This window comes from Aquipluma nitroreducens (assembly GCF_009689585.1).
Lineage (GTDB): Bacteria > Bacteroidota > Bacteroidia > Bacteroidales > Prolixibacteraceae > Aquipluma > Aquipluma nitroreducens.
Window position 1 is genome coordinate 1,168,075 of sequence record NZ_AP018694.1, and the last position, 22,183, is coordinate 1,190,257.

The window sequence follows — 22,183 nt, forward strand, 5'->3', positions numbered from 1 at the left end:
CAGATTACAAATCAAGCTCTTGCATTATGGCTTCAATCTTTTCATCAGCCAATTTCTCAACAGTGTCGTAGTCGGCACGTTTAGTAAATTCACCTGCAACCTCGAAATAGAATTTAATCTTTGGCTCAGTTCCTGATGGACGAACAGATATTTTTGTTCCGTCTTCGGTAAAAAACTGCAATACATTCGAGGTTGTTTTCTGATCGATCTTAGTCTCTTCCCGGGAAAGAAGATTTTTTGCAATTAAAGTTTCGTAATCTTTTACAATTTTCAGTTTTGAGCCACCCAGTTCTTTTGGTGGATTGGTGCGGAAGTTAACCATCATCTGCTGAATTTCTTCGGCTCCGGTTTTTCCTTTGCGCACCACATATTTCATTTTTTCGCGCGAATAGCCATATTTCAGATAGATATCCAGAAGCATTTCGTACAACGATTTGCCCTGATCTTTTGCCCAGGCAACGATCTCGGCCATCAACGCGCACGACGAAACGGCATCTTTATCGCGAACAAAATCGGCAGGCATAAAACCGAAGCTTTCTTCGCCCCCACCAATGTAAACTTTTTTGCCTTCCAGATCGCGAATGACTTCAGCAATGTATTTAAAGCCGGTAAACACATCATAAAAATCGACGTTATTCCGTTCTGCAATTTTTGCAATCAGTTCTGTAGTTACAATGGTTTTTACGATAAACTCGTTGCCCAAAAGCTTGTTACTCTCCCTACGCTTACTAATAATGTAAAAAATAAATACCAAAGCGGTCTGGTTTCCGTTCAAAATAACAAATTCGCCCTTGTCATTTTTAACTGCAACTCCAATCCGGTCAGCGTCAGGATCGGAAGCCAATACCACATCGGCATCAACTTCAACAGCTTTTGCTATTGCCATTGAAAGCGCTGCAGTTTCTTCCGGATTTGGTGAAACAACCGTTGGAAAATCACCACTTACCACATCCTGTTCAGGAACATTGATAATATTGGCAAAGCCAAATGCACGCAAGGCGGCAGGAATCATGCGAACGCCAGTTCCATGAATTGGCGTATAAACTATTTTTAAGTCCTTTTGCCGCTGAACAACTTCCGGAGAAATAGAAACACTCTTCACTTTTTCGAGGAAAAGGTTATCCATATCGGCGCCCAAAATGGTAATTAGGCTTTTATCTCCCTTGAATTTAATATCAATAGCTTTTACTTTCAATACCTCGTCAATGATGTTTTCATCGTGTGGCGAAACAATCTGTGATCCATCGTCCCAGTATGCTTTATAGCCATTGTATTCCTTTGGGTTGTGCGATGCGGTCAGGATAATTCCGCTCTGGCAACCTAACTCGCGAATTGCAAACGACAATTCCGGAGTTGGACGTAAATCTTCGAAAAGGAAAACCTTGATTCCATTTGCTGAAAAAATATCAGCGCTGGTTTCGGAAAACAAACGGCTGTTGTTGCGGCAATCGTAGCAAATTGCAACTTTAATTTCAGGAAGACCAGCAAACTCTTTTTTGAGATAATTACTTAATCCCTGGGTGGCAGCTCCGACGGTATAAATATTCATGCGGTTGATTCCGGCACCCATGATACCGCGCAAACCACCAGTACCAAATTCAAGATCGCGGTAAAAAGAATCAATCAATTCGGTTGGATCTTCATTGCTAAGCATCCTGCGAACTTCAGCCTTTGTTGCTTCATCGTAAACATCAGTGAGCCATTCAGCAGCCCTCAATTTTACATTTTCCAATACTTCCTGATTTGTTGCCATATCGTTATTTCTTTTCTGAAAATACTCGGTTAAACTGTCTCTCCAATGTGGAATTTGTAAGCCAAAATTAAGTTTAATTTTCGATTTATTCATGACGCTATAGGCTGGCCGCTGAACCGGAGAAGGATAATCTTCGGATGCAATCGGTTTCACCAAACAATTGATTTTTGCAATATCGAAAATTGCCTTTGTAAAATCGTACCACGAAGCAACGCCCTCGTTAGAATAGTGGTATATTCCAGGGACAAACTGCTTTTCGGCACTTATGACAGATGAAATTATCGTTAAAATTGCATCAGCCAAATCGGCAGCATTGGTTGGACTACCAATCTGATCAGCAATAACTCCAAGCTCAGTTTTTTCGCCACCCAAACGAACCATTGTTTTCACGAAATTAGTACCAAAAGCCGAATACAACCACGAAGTCCGGATGATCATGTATTCAGGGTTGTTTTTCATGCACAAAACCTCGCCTTCCAGCTTAGTACTACCATATACTGACCTCGGATCAACCCGGTCATCTTCCCTGTAAGGCCTGGGACCCCTACCGTTGAATACATAATCAGTAGAGACGTGGATTATTTTACAGCCAATGTCGGCAGCTTGTTCGGCTAAAATACCAACGGCAGTCGCATTCAGAAGAGTTGCAGTCTCTAAATCAGTTTCAGCCTTATCAACAGCAGTATAAGCTGCGCAATTAACCAGAAATTGTGGTTTATTTAGGATCAGATAATCAGCCACTTTCCAGGGATCTGTAATATCAAGTTCCTCAACATCAGTAAAATAGAAATCTATTTCAGGAAATGATCCTGAGATTTTTTGGATTTCGGATCCCAATTGTCCTTTTGCGCCAGTAACCAATACTTTCGTTTTCATTATTCAAATTTAAAATTGATTTCGGCATCAGCCAAAAAAGGATGTATTTTATCTTTTTCAGAAATCACGCCTAATTCTGCCGGAAGTCTCCAATCAATATTCAATGCCGGATCATCGAAACGGATACCGCGCTCGGCCTTAGGATTGTAAAACTCATCACATTTATAGGAGAAGATGGCATATTCGCTCAATACTGAAAAGCCGTGTGCAAATCCTTTGGGGATATAGAATTGCCTTTTATTGCTGGCACTTACAATTACCCCATACCATCGACCAAAAGTAGGTGAACCGGCACGCAAATCAACTGCAACATCATAAACAGTGCCACGCACAACGCGTATCAGTTTTGTCTGAGCATACGGTGCAAGCTGGTAATGTAACCCACGAATAACGCCGTAATGCGATTTCGATTCATTATCCTGCACAAAATCAGAAATCAATCCATTTTCGGCAAATTTGGTTGCGCTGAAACTTTCAAAAAAATATCCCCGCTCATCAGCAAAAACCCGAGGCTCTATAATTAGGAGACCCGTGATAGGTGTTTCAATTATCTTCATTCTTCCTTTTGTCTTTAAAACGATAAAACTTTCCGGTTGGCCAGTTTTATCAAATATTCTCCATATTGATTTTTCCTTAGAGGCTCAGCCAATTTAAGTAACTGTTCTTTAGTAATATATCCTTTCAGAAAAGCAATTTCTTCAATACACGACACTTTCAATCCCTGCCGTTCTTCGATGGTATGAATAAAATTTGAAGCCTGCATCAAGCTTTCATGGGTACCGGTGTCGAGCCAGGCAAAACCTCGCCCGAGTAATTTCATATTTAAACGTCCTTCTTCCAAATAAACCCGGTTCAGATCGGTTATCTCTAATTCACCTCTTTTCGAAGGTTTTAATGCAAATGCCTTTTTTACCACATCATTGCTATAAAAATACAATCCGGTAACCGCATAATTTGACTTCGGATTTTCAGGCTTTTCTTCGATCGACAACACCTTACCGGTTTCATCAAACTCAGCAACACCGTATCGTTCCGGGTCGTTCACGTAGTACCCGAACACGATGGCCCCATCTTTTAAAGCCGCTGCCTCTTCAAGAATTGAACTAAAATTATATCCGTAGAATATGTTGTCGCCCAAAACCATACAAACTGAATCCTCGCCAATAAATTTCTCGCCAATCGTAAAAGCCTGTGCCAACCCATCGGGCGAAGGTTGAATAGCATATTCGAGTTTTATACCCAATTGGCTTCCATCTTCCAGCAAATCCTTATACAAATGAATATCTTTTGGTGTTGAGATAATGAGAATTTCACGAATTCCGGCCAACATTAAAACCGACAACGGATAGTAAATCATTGGTTTATCGTAAATCGGGATAATTTGCTTCGAAATACTTTTTGTTATAGGATACAAACGAGTGCCTGATCCACCTGCAAGGATGATTCCTTTCATGTTATATTTAAGTGTTAATTCTAATTACTACAGAAAACAATCAAAAATAAGGATTATTACTTAACAGGAACAAAAAAAAATCGAATTTCAGATTTTACACGTTCCTACAAGTTATATGAGGGAAACAAAAAAACCGATCAGAAGCTGTTTCGACGACGCTACTTTATTCTGACTTCCGAAAAATCACTGAAAAACCTTTGGTTTATAGTGGAATAGTCTTAATTTTGCGGCGCATTTATTTACATATAGTCTAACTCATTAATTAATTGATTATTAAATGGTAGAAAACAATTCAGAGAACCTTGATCCAAAGGTTGAACTCGAACAACAGGAAACTGTTGAAACACAAGCAGTAGCAGTTGAAGAAGCTGTTGCTCCAGTAGAAGTGGCTGAAGAAGTAGAAGCTGCAAAAGAAGAAGTTGTTGCTCAGGCTGAAGAAAAAGCAGCAGAATTTGCTGAGCCTGTAGTTATTCCAGTAGAAAAAAAGGCAAAAGCGCCTAAAGTTGTTGTTGCAGAACCGGCTGATTTTGACTGGGATGCTTTGGAAGAAGAAGACAAAGGTTTTAGTGGAAGAACAAAAAAAGATCTTGAAACTCTTTATGAAAAAACCCTGACAACTGTTCAGGAAAAAGAAGTGGTTGAAGGACGCGTTATTTCAATGAACAAACGTGAAGTTGTTGTTGACATCGGTTACAAATCAGATGGTATCGTCAGCTTAAACGAATTCCGTTACAACCCAGAATTAAAACCAAAAGATTTAGTTGAAGTTTACATCGAAAGCCTTGAAGATTTAAAAGGCCAGATGATCCTTTCTCACAAAAAAGCAAGAGCATTACGCTCATGGGATCGTGTAAACGAAGCTCTTGACAGAGATGAAGTAATCAAAGGTTACATCAAATGTCGTACTAAAGGCGGTATGATTGTAGATGTATTCGGAATCGAAGCATTCCTTCCAGGTTCACAAATCGATGTGAAACCAATTCGCGATTACGACATGTATGTTGGCAAAACAATGGAATTCAAAGTGGTTAAAATCAATCACGAATTCCGTAACGTAGTAGTTTCCCACAAAGCATTAATCGAGGCTGAACTCGAACTGCAGAAAAAAGAAATTATCTCTAAACTTGAAAAAGGACAAGTACTTGAAGGTACTGTTAAAAATATCACCTCATACGGTGTATTTATCGACCTTGGTGGCGTAGATGGATTAATCCATATTACTGACCTTTCTTGGGGCCGTATTACTCATCCAAACGAAATCGTTGAATTGGATCAGAAATTGAATGTTGTAATTCTTGACTTCGATGATGACAAAAAACGTATCGCTCTTGGATTGAAACAATTAACTCCTCACCCATGGGATAGCCTTGGCGCTGAATTGAAAGTTGGGGATTCGGTTAAAGGTAAAGTAGTGGTTATGGCCGACTACGGTGCATTTGTTGAAATCGCTGCCGGCGTTGAAGGTTTGATCCACGTTTCTGAAATGTCATGGTCACAGCACCTACGCAGCGCTCAGGACTTCCTGAAAGTTGGCGACGAAATCGAAGCTCAGATCTTAACATTAGACCGCGACGAACGCAAAATGTCATTGGGCATCAAACAATTGAAATCTGATCCATGGCAGGAAATCGACACTGTATTTGGTGTTGGAACAAAACACAAAGCAACCGTTCGCAACTTCACCAATTTCGGCGTATTCGTTGAAATTCAGGAAGGCGTTGACGGCTTGATCCACATTTCAGATTTAAGCTGGACTAAGAAAATCAAACATCCATCTGAATTCACTTCAATCGGTTCTGAAATTGATGTTGTTGTTTTGGACATCGACAAAGACAACCGTCGTTTGAGCTTAGGCCACAAACAATTGGAAGAAAATCCATGGGATGTATTTGAAACTATTTTCTCAGTTGATTCAATTCACGAAGGAACCGTTGTTGAATTATTCGACAAAGGTGCAACTATCGCTCTTCCTTATGGTGTTGAAGGTTTTGCCACTCCACGTCACTTGGTAAAAGAAGACGGAAGTCAGGCTCAGCTCGAAGAAAAAATGGAATTCAAAGTCATTGAATTCTCTAAAGCTGCTAAACGCATCATCCTTTCTCATTCAAGAGTATTCGAAGATGAGAAAAAAGCTGAAGAAACAGCAAAACGGAAAACTCAGGCTAAAGCTACAACTAAAGCCGTAAAACAAGTGAAAGAAACCAATAGTGCTGAAAAGACTACACTTGGAGATATTTCTGAATTGGCTGCTTTGAGATCTCAAATGGAAGCCGACGAGCAGAAAGAAAATTAGTCTGTTTTTAGTATAAATAAATCCATGAGAATTCCTTAAATTGCATCTATGGATTTCGAAATAGTAAAAATAGCAGACTATACACGCATAAAAGTGCTGAATGACAGACTGGATACCAGCAATGCTCCGGATCTGAAATCAGAACTTGTAGCGGTAAATGCGAATGGCGAGAAAAACATCATTCTGGATGTCAGTAATTGTGAATATTGTGATTCTTCCGGCTTAAGCGCCATTTTGGTGGCGAACCGGCTCTGTGAAGATGCAATTGGAACATTTATTTTGACTGGCCTTCAGCCCGATGTTGAACAGATTATCAGGATTTCGATGTTACATACTGTTTTGATTATTACTAAAACATTTGATGAAGCAGTAAATCTTCTGATCGAAAAGGAAAAACTTTAGTCTGACCATGTCAGGTATAACTATGCCTTTTCAACTGACAATTCTCGGAACAAGTTCTGCATTACCTACATCAAACAGATATCCAACCGCCCAGGTACTTAATGTATCCGGGCGGTTTTTTTTGATCGATTGCGGAGAAGGCACGCAAACTCAAATGCGGAAATACAAGATTGGATTCTCCCGAATCAACCACATTTTCATTTCCCACCTTCATGGCGACCATATTTTTGGATTGATCGGGCTCATTTCGACCTTTGCACTAATTGGCCGCGAAAACGATTTGCACATCTATTCACATTCTGAATTACAGAAATTTCTTTCACCTCAGGTTGAGTTTTTGTATGCCACAGAACTCCCTTTCAAAATAATCTTTCACCCTTTGAATTTCAAGAAAGAACAGAAAATCTATGAAGATTCGAAGGTTAACGTGTACTCGTTTCCTTTAGATCACCGGATTTCGACCTGTGGATTCCGATTCGAAGAAAAACCAGCCTTACCTAATTTACTTCTTGAAAAGATTAAAGAATACCAAATTCCCATTCGCGACCGGCAGCGAATCAAAGAAGGCGGAGATTTTATGACCAGCGATGGCCGCCTTATTTCCCATTCAGAGCTGACAAAGAATAAACATCGTGCACGAACATTCGCCTTTTGCAGCGACACCCGTTATAACGAATCGTATATCGAATCGGTTCGGAACGTGGATTTGCTTTACCACGAAGCGACCTTTGCCAGCGACAATAAAGATTTAGCACAAAGCACCTATCACTCCACAGGCGAAGATGCCGCCCGGGCTGCCTTAAAAGCAGAAGTTGGCAAGTTAATTATCGGGCATTTCTCTGCCCGGTATAAAGACCACACAGTTATCCTGAAGGAAGCGCAGGCAATTTTCCCGAATACTGAAGCAATTACTGAAGGGCAGATTTTCCCTGTTGAAGAAAAAGGTCAATAGTCATTCAGAAAATTTGGATATCCTTTTCCTAATGAGTAATGACTCTTTCCTAATGACTCTCTTCAAAAAATTCTTTATTGAAATTTACCAGATACAGCCGTTCGGTAGGGCGGGTAAAGGCGGTGTATAGCCAACGCATAAATTCGATGTTGATCATTTCCTCGGTCAGGTAGCCCTGATCGACAAAAACAGCTTTCCATTGTCCGCCCTGCGCTTTGTGGCAGGTAACGGCATACGCAAATTTTACCTGAAGCGCGTTAAAAAAGGGATTTTCCCGAACCTTTTCCCAACGCTTTTTCTTGCTTCGGATGTCCAGGTAATCTTCAGAAACGGCATCGAATAATTTTCGGTTTTGCTCGCCGGTTAACGATGCCGATTCAATGGCTAGTGTATCTAAAATAATTTTGCAGTCAAATTCAATATCCGGATAGTCGATCAAACGGAGGCTCACGTTGGCAAACCGAAAGCCATACAGATCTTCGTATTTCCCAATCGAAATAATTTCGGCGATATCCCCGTTGGCAATAAAATCGATTTTTTCATTGGCTTCGAGCCAGAAATAGTTATTCTTCACCACCATAATCAAGTCGCCAACCGAGATGTCGGCTTCTTTGTACAAAATCGTGCTGCGTATACCTTCGTTAAACTTATTGGCTCGTTTGTTCGACCGGGTCACCACAATGGTTTCAAACAGCCCGAAACGGTCGTAACAGGTCGAAATCTCTTCAATCAGATCGGCTCCGCCAATTCGCCGTATGTCATCAAAACCGTTCAATTCCAGAGGGAAATAACCAGGAGAAAAATAGGTGTCGGTAATCTGGTTCCGGATCATTGTGGCATTGTGCAAAATTCCGGAGTTTTGATTTTGCCTTACCACATCAGTCAGCTCATATTCAAAAACCGCCCGGTCGTAAAACTCAAGTTCCACCTTCGACAATGCCGGGCTAATGTCAAGTCCAACTGGTGGAAGCTGCGCTGTGTCACCCACCAAAATCAACCGGCAGTTTGAGCCTGAATAAACGTATTCAATCAAATCTTCGAGCAAACGTCCGGAGCCAAATATCGAGGATTCGGCATTCGAGTTGGGAACCATCGAAGCCTCGTCGACAATAAAGAAAGTGTCTTTAAATAGATTCTTGTTCAGCACAAATCGTCCAAATCCGTCACTCGACGATTGCTGGCGATAGATGTTTTTATGAATGGTATAGGCATTTTGTCCGGTGTATCCCGACAGAACTTTCGCAGCTCGTCCGGTTGGCGCGAGCAAAACCGACCTATATTTAAACGCTGTAAAAGTCGCAACCAATGCACTTAGCATTGTGGTTTTACCAGTTCCGGCATAGCCCTTCAGCAGAAATACAGAATCCAAGTCCGACCCGGAAATAAAATCGGCGAACCTGAGGGAAAGTTCCTCTTGCCCCTTGGTTGGCTCTTTCCCTAAATACCTGATTATTTCTGACTGGATGTGTTTTGTTATCATGAAGGGCTATGCTTGACTTTTCGCCACTAAGTTACGCAAAGAATATACAAGGAAAATCCATTTCTATACTTTCAGACTGAACTTTTCGTTTTAGTTAAAACCACCTATATTTACAGAAAAAACGAGAATGATCAACGGTAAAAAGGTTGTGGTAGTTCTGCCCGCCTACAATGCAGCTAAAACACTCGAAATTACATACAACGAAATCGACTTCTCCATTGTTGACGAAGTAATTCTGGTTGACGATAAAAGCAAAGACGAAACAGTAAAAGAAGCTGGGCGACTTGGAATAAAACACATTATCAGCCATGAAGTGAACAAAGGCTATGGTGGCAACCAGAAAACATGTTACAACAAAGCGCTCGAACTGGGAGCCGACATTGTAATCATGTTACATCCTGATTACCAATATACACCTAAGTTGATCCCTTCGATGAGTCACCTAATTGCCAACGAATTGTACCATGTAGTTTTAGGTTCTCGAATACTTGGAAAGGGTGCACTGGCTGGCGGGATGCCTTGGTACAAGTACATCGCCAACCGCTTGTTGACCTTGTTTCAGAATATCATGATGAATGCCAAACTTTCGGAATACCACACCGGATACCGGGCTTTCTCGCGCGAAGTTCTGGAAAAGGTAAATTACAATGCCAATTCCGACAATTTTGTATTCGACAACCAAATGCTTGCACAAATCTGGTATGCCGGTTACGAAATGGCTGAAATAACCTGTCCCACCAAGTATTTTGACGATGCGTCGAGTATCAACATCAAAAACAGTTCGATTTACGGAATAGGTGTTCTAAAAACATCAATACAATACAGGTTGCAGAAATGGGGGATTTTAAAAAATATCATTTATAAAAAGAATAATTAGCACATAGAAAAATCGCAGAAACTACTTTTATGAATAAAAAACCTGATAAACAGTTTATTTTTCAGGTTTAATATTCTGAATATCATAAACCAAAACATTTTCAAACTTTCCCACTTTTTTTTGAATGAATGGTTTCAAATATTCCCTTGAAAGAATAGTTGAGTCATTAATCACTAGATATTTTGCACCTTGCTCAATACGCCAGTAAAATGTTTCGGCCTTTGAAAAATCACTCGCGAAATCGGTATAACCTTTTCTGTTCATATAATATAGTGTGGTATTAATTGTAAAATCAGGGATGGATATAACTTTATCTTCCTGGTTTACTCCCCACTTCTGAAAAGAAGGTCCAATATCAATCAATGTCTTAAAATGCTTATTATAAGTCTCATTCATCCACCCTTCATATCTTTCATTCAGATGTTTCCGACAAGCAATAGCATTCCAAATAAAAAAGACCGAAATTAACCCGTAAGCTGCAAATTTTAAATACAACTTCAATTCTAGCCTTTTAAGCTGGATAATAAAGATTGTCCAAACAGCAACCAACACCACAACAAGGTTAATCATGTAATAATCATGATAATCCAAGATCTTAAACCAAAGAAGGACTTGAATCAAAAACCCGAGAGGTAAAACAAGAATGAAATACCGCATTATTGGGCTTAACTTTCTGATTGAAGCGACCAGATACAGCCAAATTAGGAGAGTAATATATTGGGTGTATGGTAAGAAAAGTTGTCTGAAAAAAATCTTATCCTGTATGTCAATTATCCTGTAAAAATCTGCCTTAGTCACATCCCAGATCGGCCATATTCCATGATAAGAAAAATGCCCTTTATTTATCGTATTGTAATAATCAGCATAAACATACCACAAAACCACAGGAATGAAAGCTAACACAAAGGGTAAAAAATATTTCAGCTTGAATTTAAAAATCCGGCGGTTTTCCTTGAGGAAAATTAATTCAAAAATCACCCATCCTGCAAGAGCAACAAACGAAATTGCAGAAGTAACCTTTATTAGCATCGACAGGCAAAAAAACAATGCCGAACCCCAGAGGTCAATTGCCTGCCGGTTGTTTAAAAACCTGAAAATAAAATACCATGCAATAAAAACAAATGACAAGGCCGGAACATCCGGCAAAAAGTTAGGCCCGTAAAAAACGATCATTGGTGAAGTAAAAATCAGCAAACTGACAAACCCTGCCCAAAGCTGACTCTTTAGCAAATGTTTTAAACTTAGATACAAAGAAAATAATCCCATAAAAAGTATGGCGATCTGCACCAATTTAAAAATCCATTCATGTTTACCGAAAACTTTCCAAAGTTGTGCGACAAAATAATAAATCACCGGGAATTCTCCCACCGCCTTTCCTGAAATACCTCCATTCCCAAACTGGTTGTGCATTTCAGGCTCTAAAAAAGGAAGGTTGTACTGGTAGTAGTTTTGAGTTAAAGATATGCTGTTTGTTTGTCTCCAGACATGTACTGACTGAGGGGGATCAAAGAACGTTTTGTTTAGCCCGTAATAAAAAAACATTGACAAAAGTACCGATGCAAAAATTACATTTCCAAACCAATTTGATTTTATAAAGTCTAGTTTCATAATAGTGTAAAACATATTGATATTCCTTGCTTTAATTACCCTCTGCCACGGGTTCAAATACAAAATCATTTTTACCGTCAATTTACAACAACCCTTACAAATATTGAAAGTATTCTGCTTCCAAATTAAAACCCAGATATGGTCAATTTCAGATTCTCAAGTAACAAGTTCTTTTTCCCATTGTTCCAAACATATAAACTCAATATTGCTCCTTCCGGGAAATTAGCATTCAACCTCAATGTAAATGAAGTTTCCTGCCAATTCTGAATATCGGAAGGTTTTGCTGCCAATACTACCTTATTATAACTTACCGATTTCTGATCAGCTTCAACAGATAAAACCAACAATCCGATGCCCAGCTCCAGGGGCTCTTGCAAAAGAATCCGGGCAGAAGCTGAAATTTCCAGAAAATCCTGAGCCTGAATTTCAGCAACAGGAACTTGAATAGAAGGACTAAACTCCAATTGGGAATCCATCTTCAACACCTTTTTCCCGTCAATCATTATCACATGTTCATCCCTTGAATCACCAAAAGCCAACTCACGGAACAAAACCTGTTTCTTTTCCTGAATGATTTTTTGTTCCACTTTTCTGAAAATATAAATGCCATAATCATAACCTCCAAGAACCTTAAAGTTTTCGGATGGCAGTATAGTCTTAATGAGCTGAAGGTGTAAATCATCCATCAGATTATCAAGCTGAACACCTCCTTCATTAGGGCCAAAATGGGCATCCCAGACTAGTAAATTTCCTATGTTCATGCTATTCGACGGTTGTAATTTATCTGCTACACCCTGAAATGATAATGACTGATCATATGGATCAAAATTCAAAAGATGAACCAGATACGGATCAAAATAAAAGATTCGTTGCTTATCTAAATCTTTCTCTTTCAACCATTCAGAAGTTACCCTGATTAGCTTCTCTTCACCGCCAGGAGGAATTGGAACCGGATATTTAAAGAATGGATATGAAGAAATTATGATTCCAAATACGAAAATAAAGACCAGTGAACGTCTTCTGTTGTGTTCAAATTTCTTCAATACTTCATGCATTCCTCTCATCGATAACAATGCTGCCAGTGGCACAACGCCTGCAATGACCCGAATCAATCCCAGCGACCTGCCTTCCCACAACCACCTTACTACCGAATGAGCTGCAAAATAAACAAGAAACCCACCCACAACGAGCAGGTAAAAATAATGCTCGTTGTTTACCTTTCTGAAATTTTTAAGTATTGCGTAAGTCGAAAAAACAAAACCAACTAACCAAAAGATCAAGATTGGAATACCAAGAATATTATCAATCGAATAAACAAAATGAAACAATGAATCCGTTCCATAAATTCCCTGATCCCCTCCTCCTTGCGATTGGGGAAAAATCCAGAAAAAATCATGAAAAACCGCCCAACCAATCAGACTAAAAAAGAAAAAACCAAAACCAAGAAACGGAATGGCACGATATTCCTTCTTTAATAAATATGCGGTCAGAAACAGAGGCAATATCACAAATCCTTCATTTCGGGCAAAAGGAAGTAGCGAAATGATCATTGCAGAAAAGATGAAGCGGTCTTTAATGAAAAACCAAACGGCAGAAATAAGTACCAGCCCAAATAGCGGTTCTGTAAGTCCAGAAGGAATAATAATAAAATATATCGGGGCAAAAAGCAACATCAGAATAGCCATATAACTGGCATGCCATTTATAAATTCTTGCAATATCATAAGCAATGAAAGCGGAAAGCAATGCAACGCCAGCATTGAAGATTTTGATACCCAGAAATCCGAATTGAGAAAAGGGTGAACTCAAAATATTAAATACTGGTTTTCCCCATAAGTCCAGAAAAAGATGTGGATATTTAAATGCATAGCGGGAAATCCGGTAGTGCGAGTAACTATCAGCCCCTCCCCAGTTCCCTTTGGAATAGACGGAAAAAAGCACAAAAAACAAAGCACAAAAAAATAGAATAATATAAGCTACCCGATTATCAATTTTCTTCATTGTTTGTCTAATATGCCTATGCGTTTATTATTTATTAAATTCATATTCGTCTTTTTGAACGACCATAATTACCGATAATCCAAGCAGGCTGCCAAGAGTCCAGTCAACAACTTTCCAGAGTGGAACGAGCCTATCGTACAAACGCATTTGTCCACCGGGAATGGTGTTTTTTTTCATTAGCTTGCCTGAAACAAACCAGCCTAAAATGCCGATTACATTAAAATATTGCGAATGAATAACCTTGAATCCCGGAATCGCCATCACTTTTTTCAGGCTTTTCGGAGTGTATCTTCTCTGATGTTCCAAGGCAATATCGAACTGATTAAACAATGATTGAAAAGCCGGAACCAAAATCACAAGGTTTCCGCCGGGTTTCAAAAGTAACCTGCAATTTCGGATGGCTTGTTCGTGATCTGGAACATGTTCCAGCACATTCAACGCGAACACGGTATCAAATTGTCCGATCAGATGAGGATATTTTTGTTCCAGTTCCTTTTCAGCAAAATCGAGCGTGAAAAGTCCTTTTAAATTATCGAAACCACTAAACTTACTTTCCAGAATATTGAAATAATCAGGGCTTAAATCACTCAACGAAATTTCGAAGCCATCGTCCAGAAAGTATTGTGAAATATTGCCTATTCCGCTCCCAACCTCAAGAATATTTCCGGAACAGTATGGTTTTATAGTCTGATACATCCATTGGTTAAATTTACCTGCATCAGAAATTACCTCTAATGTTTCTGTGCCATGATTGAGAATATCGTCATTTATCATCCTAAAAAATTTACACCTTGATTTATAACAAAAAGCTACTCTAAATATAAATCGAATTCACTAACAGTCAATGTTTCTTTGTTTTTATTCCAAATATAGGTAGCAATTGTTGCATTTTTTGGTATTGAAGCCGGAATCCAAAACTCACCTTCAACAGTCTGTTTTTTATGAAGTTTACCGTCCGGTACCTGATCTTTTAGCCGGAAGGCATTCCAGTAAAGCGTCGTATCAGGAGTTTCAATAGCTAAAACCAAGGCGGCCTCCGAATCTTTCGATTCAAGCGTTACTTCTGTTCGAACAACGGCTTTTTTATATTTTAAATAGTAAATTTTGCCTGCTTGCAAATACAAAGTTTTTGAATATTCATTTTCAGGAGCCATGTGTTCTAGTCCTTTCATATCCAAAGTCTGATGATACTTCCGGATTTTTACCAGGAACGAAACATACTCCTTAAAATCCCAATCACCTCCCTGGAAACATCTGTTGTAAGAATAAACTAACCGAAGGTTAAAGATGCTAAGTCCAAAAATCAAGAGAATAATAAGATATCTTTTACCTATTCTGAATTCAGGAATAAGTGAATAGATGTACCCTAACGGAAGTGAAAACAAAACAAGAAACTCAACATAATTCCGACTTCCAAAGCCGCATCCAAATGAAAAGATGAACCAGGATGCAAAAATATATGTAGCCACCAGAAATGTGATTAAGATAACCCAGCCATTCCTCATTTTGTTCTTAATCATTAGCAACATACCAGCAATGAAAGCCAGATACAGCGGACTGTATAGAAATAATCCATTGTTAGGAGAAAACCACAGTTCCAGAATTTTAGGTGATTTCCAATTCGAAAAGCCAAAGCCTTGATACGAATCAGTAATATAGCTTCCTGATACATATTTCCAATATAAAAACTGAGGTAAAAATACGATGAAGGAAGAAACAAGTAAAATCAGGATTACCCTGAAAGATAAAAATCGTTTGACCCGCTGAATAAATTCTGCACTTGAATTACAATCGAGACAAAACAAAAATGGAAAAAGCAAGATATTACTTGGTCGGATTAACACAATCAACGCGAAAAGTAAACTCCAACAAATGAAATAGAGATACGTTCGTTTCGTTTCTCCTAAAAGCATCATTTTGGTCAGCCATGCAACTACTGCAAACAATGCGAACGAATAAATATGCGACATTCCGGTACTATCAATCGCATAATAATACAGATTTGTTCCAAAAAAAAGCGTAAGAATGGTGAACCACACCGTGCGATTTCGGTAATAAAAAAGCAAGAATTTTCGAAGAAAAAACAATCCCAGGATGCAATAAAACAATGCCGCCAGATCGGGTACCTTATGATATATTCCTGAAAAACCATCTTGCGGCTGATTTAATATTCCGGCCAATACATGGATGATTAAAAAGAACGGAGCTTGAAGGATAGCCGTTCCACAGGTATATCTGGATATTACCTTATTCTTTTCTAAATCGAGAGAAAATCCTAACCCTGTTTTTTCTTCAATCTTTTCGGGAAAACTTTTTGCATCAAAATGATAGATAAACAGACCCGGAAGATACACATAATACCCTGCCTGGTCGGCCCACAAAGGAGTCATCCAGTTGAAAGTCCCTGATTTATGATGGCGGTTACTTATCAGTAAAGCCAATAACGTGGTAATCAAAATCCAGACTAATAGTGTTCTAATCGAATTAAGAAATCTTATAAATTGATGCATTTATATGAAACCATTAATTTAAACGATTGAATTAGGCATTTAAGTAATAATTGGTTTATATGGGAAGGGATCAGCTTTAACCATTCTTTTCAATAGGTTGTCAAAAATTCCATCTTTCATATTGCTACGGTTAAACCGATAACAGTATTCGTCAATATAAGCCTGCAAATTGTCAACCTGATGGTGCATTCCCCTGAGCCAGCCTTTGAATCCCATAATACACCGGTGCAAATCGGGGAAGTTACCACCCTTTTTCCCAGAATCAACCTGTACGAGGTTTTTGAAGTCTTTTGATAAAGGAGCATATCCCCGCCATTTATCCGTTTTTATTTGTGCATCCAGACCAATAGTTGTTTTCATAAATTCACCAAGTTCTTTTGAACTGCTCTTCTGGATAACCTTCCCATACATACGGCTAACTCCTTTGCCGCTGCGCTCAATGGCAAATACAACCAGCTTCTTTTTTGCGTTTTTTCTTCCCACAACTCCTTCTTCCTGGCCACCAACAACGGTCTCGTCAACTTCGGCATTACCATTGATTTTGTGGTTACCACTGCTCTCCATCGCTTTCATTGCCTTGCCTTTGAACTTCCAGCAAGTTTTTTGTCTTAGTCCCAGCTTTCTGCTCAGTTCAGTACTACTAATCCCTTTTTTATTCGTGCTGACATAGTAAACGATGTAAAAGGCCTTTAATACAGAAAACTTCAACTGATGAAACAACGTCCCGCTCGTTGGTGAAGATATGCGGTGACAACTGGTACACTGCCTGTCGTATTTACGCTTACCATTGCAATATTTGGTGTGTCCGCAGTTGGGGCATACAAAACCAGTTCCCCATTTTAATTCACTCAAATAGGCATAACAGGAATCCTCGTCAGGGAAACGTTCCTGGAACTCAAAAATAGTCAGGCTTCTGAATTTGTTCTCCATTGCTAATGCTTTTTCCCCAAAGTTGGCCATTTCTATTGTATTTTCAAAACGCCTAATTCAATTAAACGAATTCATTTTTAAGAACTTCAAAGTAGCTCAGAATAGGCGTCGAATTAACAAGACTATTTCGACCATGTGTTATATTTTAGAACCACATAAAAGGCTCGCAATCCATCTTTCCAACTAATTTTCTTTCCCTCCGCATACGTTCTTCCGTAATAAGAAATTCCAACTTCATAAATCCGGACATCGGGGAATCTTGCAATTTTTGCAGTTACTTCAGGTTCAAAACCAAAGCGGTTTTCCTTCAATTTTATTTGTTTGATAATGTCGGCCCTGAAAAGTTTGTAACAGGTTTCCATATCGGTAAGGTTCAGATTGGAGAACATGTTGGAGAAAAAAGTAAGCATCTTATTACCGATTGAATGCCAAAAAAATAAAATCCGGTGCGGGTTTCCTCCTGAAAATCGCGAACCAAATACCACATCGGCAAAACCTTCCACTATTGGTTTTAGCAAATCGTTGAATTCGCGCGGATCGTATTCAAGGTCGGCATCCTGAACAATAATGTAATCTCCGTTAGCCTCCGCAATTCCCCTATGAATGGCTGCTCCTTTCCCCTTATTTTTGGGTTGACTAAAAAGCTGAATGTTGACTTCCGGATTCGCCTCTTTAAATTTCTCGACAACGGCAACTGTCTGATCTTTTGAAAAATCATTAACTACGATTATTTCCTTTTTCATTCCTCCTATCAACACGACTTCCGAGACTTTATACAAAATTGAAGAAATTGTTCTTTCTTCGTTATAGGCTGGAATTATAATTGAAAGTAATTTTTCACTCATTCTACAAAATTTATCTTTTTGTGTATTGGATCTTTATGCTAACCAAAAATCAGAATAATTATTGCCGATGATCTATATTTTTAGTACAAAATTTTTGCACCCAAAAGTAAATGCTTTTTATGATTTAACCTAAGTTCAAATTAAATGCAGTTATCGCATTTTATCCCCGTTGCTGATTAATTTCACTACTTCCGTTTTTCCTGAACAAGTTATTCTACAAAAATAAACACTGGCAATAGCTTTTACCGACCCGTTTTGTTGCGGAATCCAGGTTAATTGATGCCTCCCTTCACTTTGAAAAGAATGGATGAGTGCTTCAATCTTCCGACCGGTCAGATCATAAATACTCACCTCAACATCACCCGATTCTGCAAGATCGTATTCAATGGTAGTTTCGGAAGTAAATGGATTGGGGTAAGCTTTGGCCTTGAATCCTGTAGTTTCCAATTGTTTTGCAGCAGATGTGATTGGGGACCCATTAATCCGAATTTCGTCGAACCATATTTTTTGTGTTCCCAAAGCGTTAAACTCTGAGATAATCTCAAAGCGGTCAACCGCTTTCCAATCGTATTTACCTTCAGGATTATACCACGAACTGTCCCATGAGCCAGTTTCCCTGAAGCTACTTAGCGGAATTCTCAAATGTTGCCAGATTCCGTTCCAGGTCACTTTTGTCTGATCAATGTCGTAGCTTATTCGCCACGGATGATCGCCCACAACGGTAGATTTGGTATCCAGAAACCTGATCTGGAATTTTGTGCCAGGAGTATCACCCTTCACCCAAAAATCCAATTCGTAATTATTTGCAATCAGTTTCGAAAAATCCTTATTGGGTTTGAAATTGAAACCAGGTCCGGCATATTGATTGCTGCCAGTCCAGTAAATAGAGTATTTACCTGCCTGAGCATCGGACGAATAATAATCGATCGTACCGTTTCCTGCATTTCCCGATTCAAAAATCGACTGTCCGATGTAGTCAGTGTAAATATCAATTGGTTTAGTTTCCGGAGTAATCACAAACTCGCTTTGCACAGGAACAGTAAAATTCAAACTCTTCAGAATTTCGGTGTCCAGATCGTAATCGAACAATTCGCTGGTTCCCTTTTTAAACAGACCAAATCCACCCTGATAATCCCAGGTTGTCCAGGCCATCCCTTTTTCTTCGAGATATTTGCGCACCACATCGTACCAGAAAACCCGATCAGCATGAGGGCTATTGGGAATGTAAACGCCAAACTCGCCGCAAAATAACCGCACGTTTCGGGTTGTCTTAAAGTTTACTGCAACATCGAGTAATTGCTTTACTTTGGCAACAGTTCCATCGTTTTTATAATTATTCAGCGAACTTTCAACCCAGGTACCTTTGGCGCTGGCTGGAGTAACAGGCATTCGGGCGGCATCATACGGAAAAGGCACTCCCGCCAAATCCTGCATGTAGCTGGTCCAGGTTGCTCCCTGATGGGTGAATATAAACGGATCGTAAAAATGAAATGTATAAATCAGATTGGTATCGTCATAAAGCGGCATATTGTTTAGTTCGTTGTAGCTGTTATATCCTGAAGCTCCAACAACGATGGTATGTTTGGTATCGATTGCCCGAATCGCGGCGATAACTTTTTGCTGAATCTGGCACCAGGCAACAGTTGCAATTCCATGAGGCTCGTTCAGAATTTCGTAATACACGTAGTTCGAACGGTTTTTATAGTGTGCGGCCATCTGCGGCCAAACTTTCAGAAGAACCGTTTCGATAGACGGTTGGGTATCCACATTTGGATCGAACGAATGATTGTCGAGCAAAAGGTGAATTTGCAGTTCTTCGGCCCAATCCACTACCTGATCCAGGAAATCAAAGAACAGCGGATCAATCAAATAATCGGGCGAACCATTAGTCATGAAGTGCAGGTTAATCGGCAAACGAATAACATCGCAACCCAGACTTTTTATCCGGATTAAATCCTGTTTGGTATATTTGGTAAATTGTATTTGCCGGGCACTACCTGTTTGAAACCAGTTTGTCAGGTTTACTCCTTTCGAAAAGGGAGTTTGTGCTTGAAGTGTTGATAAACCCAAAACGAATACAATGATTGATACTATCTTAAATCTCAACTTCATTCTTTTTTGTGTTGATAAACTATTACTGTAATCTGATCGACTAAAGTATCGAAAAAATTGAGTTTATTTGTAATTGTACTTTTTACATTTTGACTTTTAATCGAACGACCTAACAAATTGCTGAAATGAGAATAATACCTATTCTTACAATTTTATTCATACTGCTAATTGTTGGCAATCCTGGTTTTGCACAAACTCCGGTTCGGGTTGACATCGACCTGACAAAACCCACCAAAGCAGTTTCTCCGTACATCTATGGCAAAAATAATGTTCTGCCAAACACCTTTTTAACATCCGGAACATCCGAAGAAGTTACAAAAGCCAAAGAAGCCGGAGTCCGCTTCATACGCCAGGGAGGCGGGAACAATAGCACCAAATACAATTGGAGGTTAAAACTATCGAGTCATCCTGATTGGTACAACAATGTGTATGCAAACGACTGGGATATTGCAGCTAAAAACATGTTCGATAAATTACCGGGAGTTCAGGGAATGTGGTCGTTTCAGCTTCTTGGTATGGCCGCCGCAAATGCAAATAATAATTTTTCCGATTGGACATACAATCAATCGCAGTGGTGGAGCGGCGTTGCTCAGAATCTGGCAGGTGGTGGACAGCCGAACAAAGCAGGTGGCGCAAAAGCTACAGTCGAAGGCAATCCAAATCTTTACCTGATGCCTTGGACAGCCGATTCTACAGTCGGGATTCTCGATAAATGGTTTGGCGCCAAAGGACTTGGATACGACAAAAGCAAAATTCAATATTGGAGCATGGACAATGAGCCTGAAATATGGTCTGGCACGCATGACGATGTCATGAAAACCCAATGTTCGGCTGAGGAATTTATGCAACTCTATTTTAAAGTGGCCAAAGCTGCACGCGCCAAATATCCTGACATCAAACTTTCAGGACCAGTTCCGGCAAACGAATGGCAATGGTACCGATGGGGCAACGACGGAATACCATCGGACGGAAAAAAATATTGCTGGCTCGAATTTTTCATCAAACGAATCGCTGAAGAAGAAAAAGCAAGTGGCATCCGTTTGCTTGATGTGCTTGATATTCATTATTATCCTGAAACCTCTGATGCCGCCAAATGCGTACAGTTGCATCGCGTATTTTTCGATCGCAACTACGATTATCCCGAAGCGAATGGCGTTCATACTGTAAACGGAGGTTGGGATTCAAACATCAACAAGGAATATATTTTAGGCCGGTGCTCCGATTGGCTAACCAAATACATGGGCGCCAATCATGGCGTAGGTTTGGCAGTTACCGAAACAGGTATGAAATCAACCAATGCGAATGTTCAGGCAGTTTGGTATGCCTCAATCCTGGGCGAATTTATGAAAAACGGCGTTGAAATTTTCACCCCATGGAGCTGGGATATTGGCATGTGGGAAACGTTACACTTATACAGCCGTTACAACCAGGAAAACTACGTTCAGGCAACGTCTCAGGATGAAACGTTGATTTCAGCCTACCCAACGGTAAATGCAACATCCGATTCGATGACTGTTGTTCTGGTTAACCGTTCGCTGACCGAGAAAAAAACCGTTGATCTAAATATTTCAGGATATCATGCATCTCCCGGCTCATGCCCTATGTATTCGATCGCTGGCCTTGGCTCGGCAGAGACGTTTGTTTCACACGCCAGTAATGCCCTGAAAAAAACTCAGGTTCAGACCACAACAAGTCGCATTAGCATTGAGCTGGTGCCATTGTCAGTCAATGCAATCATCCTGAAATCGCTTGTGATGGGGTCGACTCCGGAACTCCCGAAGAATAATTTCAACGCAACTGCTTATCCAAATCCCGCAAACGACCAAACTACACTTGATTTTTCGCTTCCGGAAAAAAGCACGATGAATATTGCACTATTCAATTCTAACGGACAAGTTCTGAAAACGATTATCAATTCGGCTTTCGAGGCCGGAAATCATCAGCTCAATCTGGACACCAGCAACTATCCGGATGGAATTTATTGGATAAGATTCTATTCTGAAACTAATGTTGAGACCATTAAGCTGATTAAAACTAAAAACCAGTAAATTAGCCAAACACTAAATCGCTAACTAAACCACTATGCAAAAAA

Annotated in this window: 16 protein-coding genes; 5 read left to right on the top strand and 11 right to left on the bottom strand. The window is 39.6% G+C overall.

The window, feature by feature from the left end:
* Positions 1-4 precede the first annotated feature (4 nt).
* Genes rfbD through rfbA form a run of 3 tightly spaced genes read right to left on the bottom strand, consistent with a single transcriptional unit; the run spans position 5 to position 4,082 of the window.
* Positions 5-2,629, bottom strand: a complete 2,625-nt coding sequence (gene rfbD / locus AQPE_RS04880) for a dTDP-4-dehydrorhamnose reductase (RefSeq protein ID WP_318349928.1) — start codon at positions 2,627-2,629, stop codon at positions 5-7.
* Positions 2,629-3,186, bottom strand: coding sequence for a dTDP-4-dehydrorhamnose 3,5-epimerase (gene rfbC / locus AQPE_RS04885; protein WP_318349929.1), 558 nt, complete (start codon positions 3,184-3,186; stop codon positions 2,629-2,631). Before rfbC ends, rfbD begins: the two co-directional genes overlap by 1 nt.
* A 14-nt stretch (positions 3,187-3,200) precedes the next feature.
* Positions 3,201-4,082: a glucose-1-phosphate thymidylyltransferase RfbA gene (gene rfbA, locus AQPE_RS04890; RefSeq protein WP_318349930.1), complete on the bottom strand. Its 882-nt coding sequence runs from the start codon at positions 4,080-4,082 to the stop codon at positions 3,201-3,203.
* Between the two features lie 277 nt (positions 4,083-4,359).
* Here rfbA and rpsA point away from each other — a divergent pair, with 277 nt between their 5' ends.
* From rpsA to AQPE_RS04905, 3 genes are read left to right on the top strand one after another with little or no spacing between them, the layout of a single operon-like run.
* Positions 4,360-6,375, top strand: a complete 2,016-nt coding sequence (gene rpsA / locus AQPE_RS04895) for a 30S ribosomal protein S1 (protein WP_318349931.1) — start codon at positions 4,360-4,362, stop codon at positions 6,373-6,375.
* A 48-nt stretch (positions 6,376-6,423) separates the two neighbouring features.
* Positions 6,424-6,777, top strand: a complete 354-nt coding sequence (locus AQPE_RS04900) for an STAS domain-containing protein (RefSeq protein WP_318349932.1) — start codon at positions 6,424-6,426, stop codon at positions 6,775-6,777.
* Positions 6,778-6,784: 7 nt separating this feature from the next.
* Positions 6,785-7,729: a ribonuclease Z gene (locus AQPE_RS04905; protein WP_318349933.1), complete on the top strand. Its 945-nt coding sequence runs from the start codon at positions 6,785-6,787 to the stop codon at positions 7,727-7,729.
* Between the two features lie 49 nt (positions 7,730-7,778).
* Here AQPE_RS04905 and AQPE_RS04910 read toward each other — a convergent pair whose 3' ends face one another.
* The gene (locus AQPE_RS04910; RefSeq protein ID WP_318349934.1) at positions 7,779-9,209 is read right to left on the bottom strand and encodes an ATP-dependent DNA helicase; all 1,431 of its coding nucleotides are present in this window, start codon (positions 9,207-9,209) and stop codon (positions 7,779-7,781) included.
* Between the two features lie 127 nt (positions 9,210-9,336).
* On the opposite strand from AQPE_RS04910, the gene AQPE_RS04915 reads away from it, so the two are divergent.
* Positions 9,337-10,086, top strand: a complete 750-nt coding sequence (locus AQPE_RS04915) for a glycosyltransferase family 2 protein (protein WP_318349935.1) — start codon at positions 9,337-9,339, stop codon at positions 10,084-10,086.
* A gap of 54 nt (positions 10,087-10,140) precedes the next feature.
* On the opposite strand, the gene AQPE_RS04920 is transcribed toward AQPE_RS04915, so the two are convergent.
* The 7 genes from AQPE_RS04920 to AQPE_RS04950 all read right to left on the bottom strand — a co-directional run bounded on the left by AQPE_RS04920 (position 10,141) and on the right by AQPE_RS04950 (position 20,085).
* Positions 10,141-11,694, bottom strand: coding sequence for an ArnT family glycosyltransferase (locus AQPE_RS04920; protein WP_318349936.1), 1,554 nt, complete (start codon positions 11,692-11,694; stop codon positions 10,141-10,143).
* A gap of 125 nt (positions 11,695-11,819) precedes the next feature.
* Positions 11,820-13,694 carry a hypothetical protein gene (locus AQPE_RS04925; protein ID WP_318349937.1) on the bottom strand — a complete coding sequence of 625 codons (1,875 nt, stop codon included), beginning with the start codon at positions 13,692-13,694 and terminating at the stop codon, positions 11,820-11,822.
* Positions 13,695-13,721: 27 nt separating this feature from the next.
* Positions 13,722-14,468 (bottom strand): class I SAM-dependent methyltransferase, encoded by a 747-nt coding sequence (locus AQPE_RS04930; protein WP_318349938.1) that lies wholly within the window; start codon positions 14,466-14,468, stop codon positions 13,722-13,724.
* Between the two features lie 35 nt (positions 14,469-14,503).
* The gene (locus AQPE_RS04935) at positions 14,504-16,204 is read right to left on the bottom strand and encodes a hypothetical protein (protein WP_318349939.1); all 1,701 of its coding nucleotides are present in this window, start codon (positions 16,202-16,204) and stop codon (positions 14,504-14,506) included.
* A 39-nt stretch (positions 16,205-16,243) separates the two neighbouring features.
* The gene (locus AQPE_RS04940; RefSeq protein WP_318349940.1) at positions 16,244-17,164 is read right to left on the bottom strand and encodes an IS1595 family transposase; all 921 of its coding nucleotides are present in this window, start codon (positions 17,162-17,164) and stop codon (positions 16,244-16,246) included.
* A 92-nt stretch (positions 17,165-17,256) separates the two neighbouring features.
* A complete protein-coding gene (locus tag AQPE_RS04945) occupies positions 17,257-17,979 on the bottom strand; it encodes a glycosyltransferase family 2 protein (protein WP_318349941.1) in 723 nt (240 codons plus the stop codon).
* Positions 17,980-18,129: 150 nt separating this feature from the next.
* Positions 18,130-20,085: a cellulase family glycosylhydrolase gene (locus AQPE_RS04950; protein WP_318349942.1), complete on the bottom strand. Its 1,956-nt coding sequence runs from the start codon at positions 20,083-20,085 to the stop codon at positions 18,130-18,132.
* Positions 20,086-20,216: 131 nt separating this feature from the next.
* Here AQPE_RS04950 and AQPE_RS04955 point away from each other — a divergent pair, with 131 nt between their 5' ends.
* Complete coding sequence (locus AQPE_RS04955) at positions 20,217-22,139, top strand: glycoside hydrolase family 44 protein (RefSeq protein WP_318349943.1); 1,923 nt, start codon at positions 20,217-20,219, stop codon at positions 22,137-22,139.
* Positions 22,140-22,183: the final 44 nt, after the last annotated feature.

What these genes read in the sequence shown, in the direction of transcription:
- AQPE_RS04910 (WP_318349934.1), bottom strand. Translation starts at nt 9,209, where the DNA reads ATGATAACAAAACACATCCAGTCAGAAATAATCAGGTATTTAGGGAAA.
- rpsA (WP_318349931.1), top strand. Translation starts at nt 4,360, where the DNA reads ATGGTAGAAAACAATTCAGAGAACCTTGATCCAAAGGTTGAACTCGAA.
- rfbC (WP_318349929.1), bottom strand. Translation starts at nt 3,186, where the DNA reads ATGAAGATAATTGAAACACCTATCACGGGTCTCCTAATTATAGAGCCT.
- AQPE_RS04940 (WP_318349940.1), bottom strand. Translation starts at nt 17,164, where the DNA reads ATGGCCAACTTTGGGGAAAAAGCATTAGCAATGGAGAACAAATTCAGA.
- AQPE_RS04925 (WP_318349937.1), bottom strand. Translation starts at nt 13,694, where the DNA reads ATGAAGAAAATTGATAATCGGGTAGCTTATATTATTCTATTTTTTTGT.
- AQPE_RS04905 (WP_318349933.1), top strand. Translation starts at nt 6,785, where the DNA reads ATGTCAGGTATAACTATGCCTTTTCAACTGACAATTCTCGGAACAAGT.
- AQPE_RS04930 (WP_318349938.1), bottom strand. Translation starts at nt 14,468, where the DNA reads ATGATAAATGACGATATTCTCAATCATGGCACAGAAACATTAGAGGTA.
- AQPE_RS04935 (WP_318349939.1), bottom strand. Translation starts at nt 16,204, where the DNA reads ATGCATCAATTTATAAGATTTCTTAATTCGATTAGAACACTATTAGTC.
- AQPE_RS04955 (WP_318349943.1), top strand. Translation starts at nt 20,217, where the DNA reads ATGAGAATAATACCTATTCTTACAATTTTATTCATACTGCTAATTGTT.
- AQPE_RS04900 (WP_318349932.1), top strand. Translation starts at nt 6,424, where the DNA reads ATGGATTTCGAAATAGTAAAAATAGCAGACTATACACGCATAAAAGTG.
- AQPE_RS04915 (WP_318349935.1), top strand. Translation starts at nt 9,337, where the DNA reads ATGATCAACGGTAAAAAGGTTGTGGTAGTTCTGCCCGCCTACAATGCA.
- rfbD (WP_318349928.1), bottom strand. Translation starts at nt 2,629, where the DNA reads ATGAAAACGAAAGTATTGGTTACTGGCGCAAAAGGACAATTGGGATCC.
- AQPE_RS04920 (WP_318349936.1), bottom strand. Translation starts at nt 11,694, where the DNA reads ATGAAACTAGACTTTATAAAATCAAATTGGTTTGGAAATGTAATTTTT.
- rfbA (WP_318349930.1), bottom strand. Translation starts at nt 4,082, where the DNA reads ATGAAAGGAATCATCCTTGCAGGTGGATCAGGCACTCGTTTGTATCCT.
- AQPE_RS04945 (WP_318349941.1), bottom strand. Translation starts at nt 17,979, where the DNA reads ATGAGTGAAAAATTACTTTCAATTATAATTCCAGCCTATAACGAAGAA.